General features: G+C 56.1%; 5 protein-coding genes and 1 tRNA gene. 4 read left to right on the top strand and 2 right to left on the bottom strand.

Annotated elements, in window-relative coordinates; translation table 11 throughout:
- Together VL547_RS22730 and VL547_RS22725 are read right to left on the bottom strand one after the other, a co-directional pair.
- Positions 1-221: hypothetical protein (locus VL547_RS22730; RefSeq protein ID WP_325582311.1), on the bottom strand; the 221-nt coding region annotated here is incomplete at its 3' end.
- A gap of 114 nt (positions 222-335) precedes the next feature.
- Positions 336-407 (bottom strand) — tRNA-Arg (locus VL547_RS22725).
- Between the two features lie 118 nt (positions 408-525).
- Here VL547_RS22725 and VL547_RS22720 point away from each other — a divergent pair.
- The 4 genes from VL547_RS22720 to VL547_RS22705 all read left to right on the top strand — a co-directional run bounded on the left by VL547_RS22720 (position 526) and on the right by VL547_RS22705 (position 8,487).
- Positions 526-1,176, top strand: coding sequence for a hypothetical protein (locus VL547_RS22720; protein ID WP_325582309.1), 651 nt, complete (start codon positions 526-528; stop codon positions 1,174-1,176).
- A gap of 517 nt (positions 1,177-1,693) precedes the next feature.
- Positions 1,694-4,828 (top strand): ATP-dependent DNA helicase, encoded by a 3,135-nt coding sequence (locus VL547_RS22715; protein WP_325582307.1) that lies wholly within the window; start codon positions 1,694-1,696, stop codon positions 4,826-4,828.
- A gap of 39 nt (positions 4,829-4,867) precedes the next feature.
- The gene (locus VL547_RS22710; protein WP_325582305.1) at positions 4,868-6,295 is read left to right on the top strand and encodes an Ig-like domain-containing domain; all 1,428 of its coding nucleotides are present in this window, start codon (positions 4,868-4,870) and stop codon (positions 6,293-6,295) included.
- Positions 6,296-6,330: 35 nt separating this feature from the next.
- Positions 6,331-8,487, top strand: coding sequence for a S46 family peptidase (locus tag VL547_RS22705; protein ID WP_325582303.1), 2,157 nt, complete (start codon positions 6,331-6,333; stop codon positions 8,485-8,487).
- Positions 8,488-8,594: the final 107 nt, after the last annotated feature.

Here is an 8,594-nt window from a genome sequence, read left to right as displayed (position 1 = left end):
TAAGCCACCACGCTCATTTTAAGCCCCAGCGTACCGACCAGCCGCAGGTAGAACGGGTAAAGAAACGGCCGGAATGCCTGGTAGGCCGGGTTGAAGAGGTTCCGGGCGTCCGACAAGTAGCCGTCCGAGTCGTTGGTCATCGTTATCGGTTGGTTGCAAAATAAGACCAGCCAGCTTCCCGCCAGGAACAGCAGTAGTAACAGAGGAATGGATTTTCTCATTAATGTATACTAACGATCAATTGGCGCGTCGCGCTGGCCTTATTGGCGGCGGGTACGGCATGAGAATCGCCTTAATGTAAAACCCGCTTCGCCGCGACGGGTTAAATGAGAGTGTAGCCCCGACAAGAATCGAACTTGTATCTAAAGTTTAGGAAACTTCTATTCTATCCATTGAACTACGAGGCCAAAAAAGGGGCTACGCCCCTTTAAACTTGCCGCAAAAATACAGTATTCTACCGTTATCTTTGCTGCTTTCTAAAACATTCTAAAGGCGGGCCGGGGGTCCGCGGCAAATAGACAATTTATGAAATGGCTTAATATGTTCGTGCGGTACCGGCTGGCGCTGGGGATTGTGCTCCTGTTGGCAGCGGTGGGGGTGAATCTGTCGAGTGGGTTCTGGCCGGCATTTGTACTGTACTTCCTGGCGTTGATTTGTATCCTCGGGCATTTCCTGATCGGGCCGATGCGGCTGGTCCAGGAATACATCGAGAACGGGGACATGGAGGGCGCCAATAAGGTATTGAGCTCCATCAAGTTCCCTTGGCTCCTAATCAAGCCGGTGCGGTCCGTGTATTATACCCTGAAGGGGAATGTGGCGATGATGAACCAGGACTTCGACAACGCGGAAAAGATGATGAAGAAGGGCCTCGACCTCGGCATGCCGATGAAAGAGGCGGAGGGGGCCAGCTTGTTACAGATGGGTATGCTGGCGATGCAAAAGAACGAAATCCGCAAGGCGGAAGGCTATATCCGTCAGGCGCTGCAAAAGGGCCTCCCGGACAAAGAGAATCAGGCCGCGGCATACCTGCAGCTCTGCTCGATCATGATGACCAAGCGGGAGTTCAGGGCAGCAAAGGATTATTTCCGGAAAGCGAAGGCGTTGAAGCCCTCGACGCCCCAGATCGTCGATCAGATCAAGCAGATCGAGAAGTACATCAGCCGCATACCGGGTTAAGCGCCGCGGGGCGCAAATACCCGGAAACATAACGGCACAAGTTAGCAACGGCCAGGGATAACCGATACGTGTGGTGGTGAGGGGCGAATGATTGCAAAAAGAGTACCGATCGAATATTGGGATTGACGATCTCCGTGATGAAAGGGCACGGATCAAAGGTGTAGCGAGGTGTTTTTCACCAAGTTGTCATCAACATTAAAGACAGGGCTTCAGCCACAAAGGTACCTACTGTCCGGCGGACCCGCAATACCACAAACTGGTAATTCTCCCCAAAATCTAAAAAACCCCGAAAAATCTTCCGGGGTTGTTTGAAGGATTTTAAAAACGGGCAAAAGTCGCTAGTGAATGTTAAGCTAGGGAAAATTACGCGGATTTCATAAGGCCTTATGTTTTTTTTAACGTAACGCTCGGGAACGCAGGGGCGGTCCATCAATGAAGCGCAGATTGTACCCTGTCGACCATTTCCACGCCTCCGGAATTTCTAATTACTTTAGCGCTCTGTCTGAAGAATTTCAATATGTCTGAAGAATTTCAAAAAGTATACCGGGGCTTAAATCCTGAACAGCGGTTGGCGGTTGACAAGATCGAGGGACCGGTGATGGTGATAGCGGGGCCGGGGACGGGCAAGACCCAGATCCTCGGGGCGCGGATCGGCAAGATACTGCTGGAGACGGACGCGGGGCCGGGAAATATATTGTGTATGACATATACGGACGCGGGCGCCGTAGCGATGCGACGCCGGCTTCTGAGCTTTATCGGCCCGGATGCCTACAAGGTCCAGATATTTACCTTCCACGCCTTTTGCAATGAAATCATACAACAGAACCTCTCCCTGTTCGATAAACAGTCGATGGATCCGGTCAGCGACCTGGAGCGCATCGAAATCCTCAAAAAGCTGATCGACCAGTTCCCCAAGGGAAACCCGCTGAAGCGCTACCGCGGGGACGTCTACTATGAGATGGACAACCTGCAGCGGTTGTTTTCGGTCATGAAACGGGAAAACTGGACCCCGGAATACCTGGAGGCGAAAATCGACCAGCATATAGGGGACATGGAAACGGATGAATCGTTCCTGTATAAGACAGCACGAAAAGGAAAATGGGAAAAGGGCGATAAGAAACCGGACTACTATACCGAGCTGGATCGTATGGAGCGAACCCGGGCGGCGGTCAGGGAATTCGACCGTTACCAGGAGGCCATGCGGCGGGCGAACCGGTATGACTTCGACGACATGATCAACTGGGTGAACCGGGCTTTCCAGGAAAACGCCAACCTGCTGGCGGACTACCAGGAGCGGTTCCAATACATCCTGGTGGACGAGTACCAGGATACCAGCAACAGCCAGAATAACCTGATAGAGCTGCTGATCAGCTATTGGGAAAACCCGAATATATTCGTTGTGGGGGACGACGACCAATCCATATTCAGGTTCCAGGGCGCCAACCTCGAGAATATGGAGGCATTCGTGCGGGAGCGCGCAAAGGATAGTTTTGAGGAGGTCATCGTGATGCTGACCCGGAACTATCGTTCGACCCAGCCGATCCTGAATGCCGCTGAGTCGTTGATCGGACGGAACCAGGAGCGCCTGGTGGCGAAGCTGCCCGGGCTCAGCAAAACGTTGGTGAGCGCGAACCCCGACCGGACCGGCGAAGCGCCGCTGTTCCACGAATACCTGAGCATGCGGCACGAGCTGGCGGGTATAGCCGACCAGATCGCCGCCCTCATTTCGGGTGGCGCATCGCCCCGGCAGATCGCCGTTATTTACCGCGAAAACCGGTTCGGCGACGAGCTGGCGAAGGTCCTGCAGCTGCGGCAGATCCCTTTTTACGCCAAGCGGAAGCTCAACCTGCTGCAAATACCGTTCGCCCGGAACCTCATTACCCTCCTGCGTTTCCTGGACGCCGAAACGGAGCTGCCCTTTAGTGGAGATACCTACCTGTTCGACCTGTTGCACTTCCCCTTCTACGACATCAGCGCGATGGAGATCGCGCGCATGAGCGTGGCCGTCACCGAGCGCCAGTACAAAGAGCCCTATTCGCTACGCCAGCACCTCTACGAGCGTGCGAAGTCGGTCCCGGCCGACCTGTTTACCCCGCCGGTGAACCCGGGCATCCGGAAGGTATCCGGCTTCCTGGAGCAGGCGCTCAAGGATATACACCAGCTGACGCTCCAACAGGTGTTCGAGCGGGTGATCCGGGAGGGCGGCGTCCTTTCCTACATCGTCGGTTCCAGTGAAAAGATATGGCTGATGCAGGTCCTAACCGCGTTGTTCGATTTCATCAAGGAAGAGAACCAGCGGAACCAGGACATGACGCTCCGCGACCTGATCGAGGTCATCGACCTCATGGCCTCCAACGGACTGCCCATCTCCATCACCCAACTGGAGGGCAACGATCAGGGCGTGAACCTGCTCACCGCCCATGGCAGCAAGGGCCTGGAATTCCGCTGGGTTTTCCTGGCGGGTTGTAACAAGGAATACTGGGAGGGCAAGCGCAAGACATCGAAGGGGTATCTGTTGCCCAAAACCGTTTTCCGGACGGCCGAAAAGGGGAGCGAAGAAGAAGAGCTGAGACGGCTGTTCTATGTAGCTGTGACCCGTGCCGAGGTATTCCTTCGCCTTTCCTGGGCTCGGTACCGCATGGACGGCAAGGAGCTCGAACGGACGGTTTTTATCGAAGAGATCCTGGAGCGCGACCCGTTGCCCGTGGAAGTGATCGAGGTCCCGGAAGAAGCCCTGATGGACCTCCAGGCATTGCACTACCAGGAGGGGCTGGCGCCGGAGATAGCGGCGGTCGAAGAGACCTTCCTCCAGCCGTTGCTGGACCGATTCGTGATGAACGTGACGGCGCTGAACAATTACCTCTATTGTCCCCTCCAGTTCTACTATCAAAGCCTCATCCGCATCCCTTCGGGTAAGTCGGAAGCGGCCGAGTTCGGCGTGGCGGCGCACTTTGCCTTGAGAAGGCTGTTCGAAAAGATGCAGGGGTCTGCCGATAAGCGGACCTTTCCGTCGCGCGCCGACTTCCTCCGGGACTTCGACTGGTGGCTGGTACGTCACCGGGAAAGCTTTACCCGGGAAGGTTTTGCCCGCCGGACCGAGTACGGGCACGAGGTGCTGGGGAATTTTTACGACACGTATGTGCAAACCTGGCCAACGGTAACCCTGGTGGAATTAAACGTCAAGGCCGCCATGGATGAGATCCCGTTGAAGGGACAGCTCGACAAGCTGGAATTCACCGGGCGGGAGGTTAATGTCGTGGACTATAAAACGGGTGACCCCGACAAGGCGCTCCCCAAGCTAAAGGCGCCGAACGACAAGATGCCCGAGGGGGGCGACTACTGGAGACAGGCCGTTTTTTATAAAATATTATTGGACAACTCCACCCATAGCAACTGGGAGGTGATATCGACCGAATTCGAATTCGTCGAGCCGGATGCGAAAAAGAACTACGTCCGCCGCAAGGTACCCATAACCCCCGCCGACATCGCCACGGTTAAAAGCCAGGTTCGCAAGGTGTGGGAACGCATCCAGGCCCGGGACTTCTATACCGGCTGCGGCAAGCCGGATTGCCACTGGTGTAACTTCGTCAAGGAGAACCGCCTGGCGGTCGCCCTCCACGAGGTTATGGACGAGGAGCACGACGAATCTTAGCACTACTTTTAGAGGATAAGCCTTAGGTTTGCCACAATTATGCGTTTTATCATCCCGGTCTTGTGTGTTTTGGGCTTCGTGGCCCTGCTTTCCGTGCCCTACGGCTGCGCCCGGATCGTACCGCCTTCCGGAGGTCCCAGGGACAGTCTTCCGCCCGTCATGGTCAAGGCCGTGCCCAGGGATTCCTCCCTTCACGAACCCCTCACGGGGCTGAAGATCGTCATCGGCTTCGACGAGCATATCCAGCTCGACAACGTCCCCCAGAACCTGTTGGTGAACCCCTATGTAAAGGTCCAGCCGATCGTGGAGCTGACGCCGGACAATAAGGGGATGACCATCCGGATGAAGGACACGCTCGAACCGGGGACCACGTACACCTTGAACTTTGGCAAGGGGGTCAAAGACGTCAACGAGGGCAACGTCCTGAAGAACTTCACCTATATTTTTTCCACCGGCGGATACCTGGACAGCGGCTCGCTGCGCGGTCGGGTGCGCCTGGCGCGGAACAACAAGATCGATTCCACGCTGATGGTCGTCCTGCACCGGCACTCCGACGACTCGGCCGTCGCCAAGGAGACGCCGCGGTACTTTGCGCGGCTGGATTCCGCGGGCCGGTTCCTGTTCGAAAACATCGCGACCGGTGAGTACTCGGTCTACGCGCTCAAGGATGCCGGCGATCACAAATACCACGACAAGTCCAGCCTCTTCGCCTTTTACGATCGCCACATTACGGTCACCCACTTTACGCCGCCGGCGGATTCGCTGGTGATGTACGCATACGCCGAGGAGGGACCCAAACCAAAGACGACGACTACAACCAAGAAGACGACCAAGAAGGAAGAAAAAAAGGAGCACAAGCTGCACCTCAGTGTGATCATCCAGGGGGGTAAGCAGGACCTGCTCACGCCGCTTTACTTCCAATACGACGTGCCGATCGGCAAACTGGATTCCACGCAGCTGCAGCTCACCGACACCAATTTTGTGCGGCTACCCTTCGTCTTTATCAACACCGATACGAACCACCTGAAATACGGACTCCGGTATCACTGGCACGAGGACTCCGTGTACAAGCTGATCATCGGTAAGACCTTCGGCACCGACACGACCGGCGTCACCGTCCTCAAATCGGACACGATCACCTTCGCCACCAAGCGGGAATCGGAGTATGGCAGCTTTGTGCTGCGGTTCCACAACTTCGACCTGGCCAAACACCCGGTCCTTCAATGGGTGCAGAACGACAAGGTCGTCGACAGCATGGCGGTGACAGGTCCCACGCTCACGAGGGACCTGTATCCCCCGGGGGAATACGAGCTGCGGGTGCTCTACGACACCAACCAGAACGGCACCTGGGATCCGGGGTCGTTCTTTGGCGTCCACCGGCAGCCGGAAATCGTCGTTACGCCCAAGGTCCCCAAGATCAAGATCCGGGGGAACGGCTGGGAGAACGAGTACGACGTAACTTTATAACCAGCACCGCATCATCAACAAACTCCGCATAATCCATGAAAAAAATCGCACTATTGCTTGCCCTGCTCCTGGTGCTCTTTCGTTCTTACGCGGACGAAGGCATGTGGCTGCCCATGCTGCTCGGCCAACAGGTCTATAACGACATGGTCAAAAAAGGCCTGAAGCTCACCAAGGACCAGCTCTATGCCATCAACAAGCCCTCCATCAAGGACGCCATCGTCATCTTTGGAAACGGGTGCACCGGTGAGATCGTGTCCGGGCAGGGGTTGATCTTTACCAACCACCATTGCGGCTACGACGCCGTCGCTTCGCTGTCCACCGTAGAGCACAACTATCTCCACGACGGGTTTTACGCCCATAACTTCCAGGAGGAGCTGCCCGGTCAGGGGCTTTCGGTGAGGTTTCTCGATTCCGTCGTGGACGTGACGGCTTCCGTCGAGGCTCAACTGCAAGGGTTGTCGGCCGCGGACAGGGCGGCCAAACAGACCCAGGTCCTCGCGGACATTGCGGCGCGCTACTCCAATCCTGCCATACACGTGGAAGCCATGGTGAGTCCGCTTTTCAAGGGGAACCAGTTCATCGTTTTCATCTATACGCGTTATACCGATATCCGCCTCGTGGGTATCCCCCCGGAAAGCGTGGGCAAGTTCGGCGGCGATACCGACAACTGGGAGTGGCCCCGGCATACCGGCGATTTTTCGGTTTGGAGGGTCTACGCGACCCACGACGGGAAACCCAATGACTATGATCCTTCCAACATCCCGCTCAAGCCGCGTTATTCGCTGCCCGTTTCGTTAAAAGGCGTCAAGGAAGGCGACTACGCGATGATTTTCGGCTATCCCGGGAGCACCAACCGGTACGAGACTTCTTTCGGTGTCAAGTACGAGACGGATATTTTCGATCCTTCCATCGTTTCGCTGCGCGACGCCCGTCTCCGCCTGATGATGGACCGGATGAAAACCGACCCCGCCGTCCGGCTCAAGCTGGCTTCCAGCTATGCATCGATCGCCAACTATTGGAAATTCTTCGATGGGGAACGCAAACAGCTGCTCAAGTATGATGTCTATGGGCAAAAAAAGACTTTTGAAGACCAGTTCTCCGCGTGGGCGGCGTCCAAGCCCGCATACGCATCGCTCTTTAAGGACTACGCCCGTGCCTATGCCGCCTGGACGCCGTACGCCAAAGGGCGTGTGTACCTGAACGAGGGCATCCTCGGTTCGACGCTGATGCAGTTCTGCGCGTCGCTCATCCAGGTGGAGATCGCCATGGTCACGCCGGGCAAGGAGGCTGTTGCGCGTCAGGCATTGGCCGCCGCCGACAAGGCTCGTGCGGCGTTCCTGAAGGACGAGGATATGCCCAGCGATATGAAGATCCTGGCGGCCATGCTCCAGATGTACTATACGGATATTCCCCACGACCAGCAACCGGTAGGCTTCTTCGAGGGGTTGAAGCAATATGGCGATTTGAAAACAGCGTCGACCTACCAAACCTACGTCTCCTCTGTTTTTAGCAATACGTTTGTACTGAATGACACCAAGTGGAAGGCCTTCGTGGCCAACCCCGACGCCACCGTCCTCCAGGGCGATCCCGCTTATGCCGCCGCCGCTTCCTTTATCCGCAGCTACACCCAACGTTACGCGCCGCTGTACACGCAGTTCAACGCCTCCATCAACGACCTCGGACGTGTGTACTTGAAGGGCGTCATGGAGCAAAACCCCGGCAAACCCATGTACCCCGACGCCACCTTCACTATGCGCGTCACCTACGGCAACGTCAAATCCTACAATCCCCGCGACGCGGTGCACTACGACTATGCGTGTACGATGAAAGGGGTATTGGAAAAATACGTCCCCGGCGATTATGAATTCGACCTGCCGCCGAAGTTTTTGGACCTGGCACGTGCGCACGATTATGGGGTTTATAAAGATTTAGCCAAGAACGACATGGTCGTCACCTTCATCACGACCGACGACATCACCGGGGGGAACTCCGGTTCACCGGTGTTGAATGCCCAGGGTGAGCTCATCGGGCTGGCGTTCGACGGGAACTATGAGGCGTTGTCGCATAAGATCGCGTTCGATCCGGTGTATAACCGGACGATATGCGTGGATATCCGCTATGTGCTGTGGTGTATCGATAAGCTGGGGGGGGCGCCGAATATTGTGTCGGAGTTGAATATAAAGAAGGTCTAGATAGCGCGTCTCGCCTGTTTCATAAGCGTTTCGTGAAGTGCCCGGAATGGGAGCGGGGTGGAGTGCCTCTTTTATCCCGTTTTTGCGAAACGTTTCGCAAAAACGGG

The organism is Dinghuibacter sp. (genome assembly GCF_035492835.1).
GTDB lineage: Bacteria > Bacteroidota > Bacteroidia > Chitinophagales > Chitinophagaceae > Dinghuibacter.
Note: the sequence above shows the minus strand (reverse complement) of the source record. Positions and strands in the feature narration are given on the sequence as shown.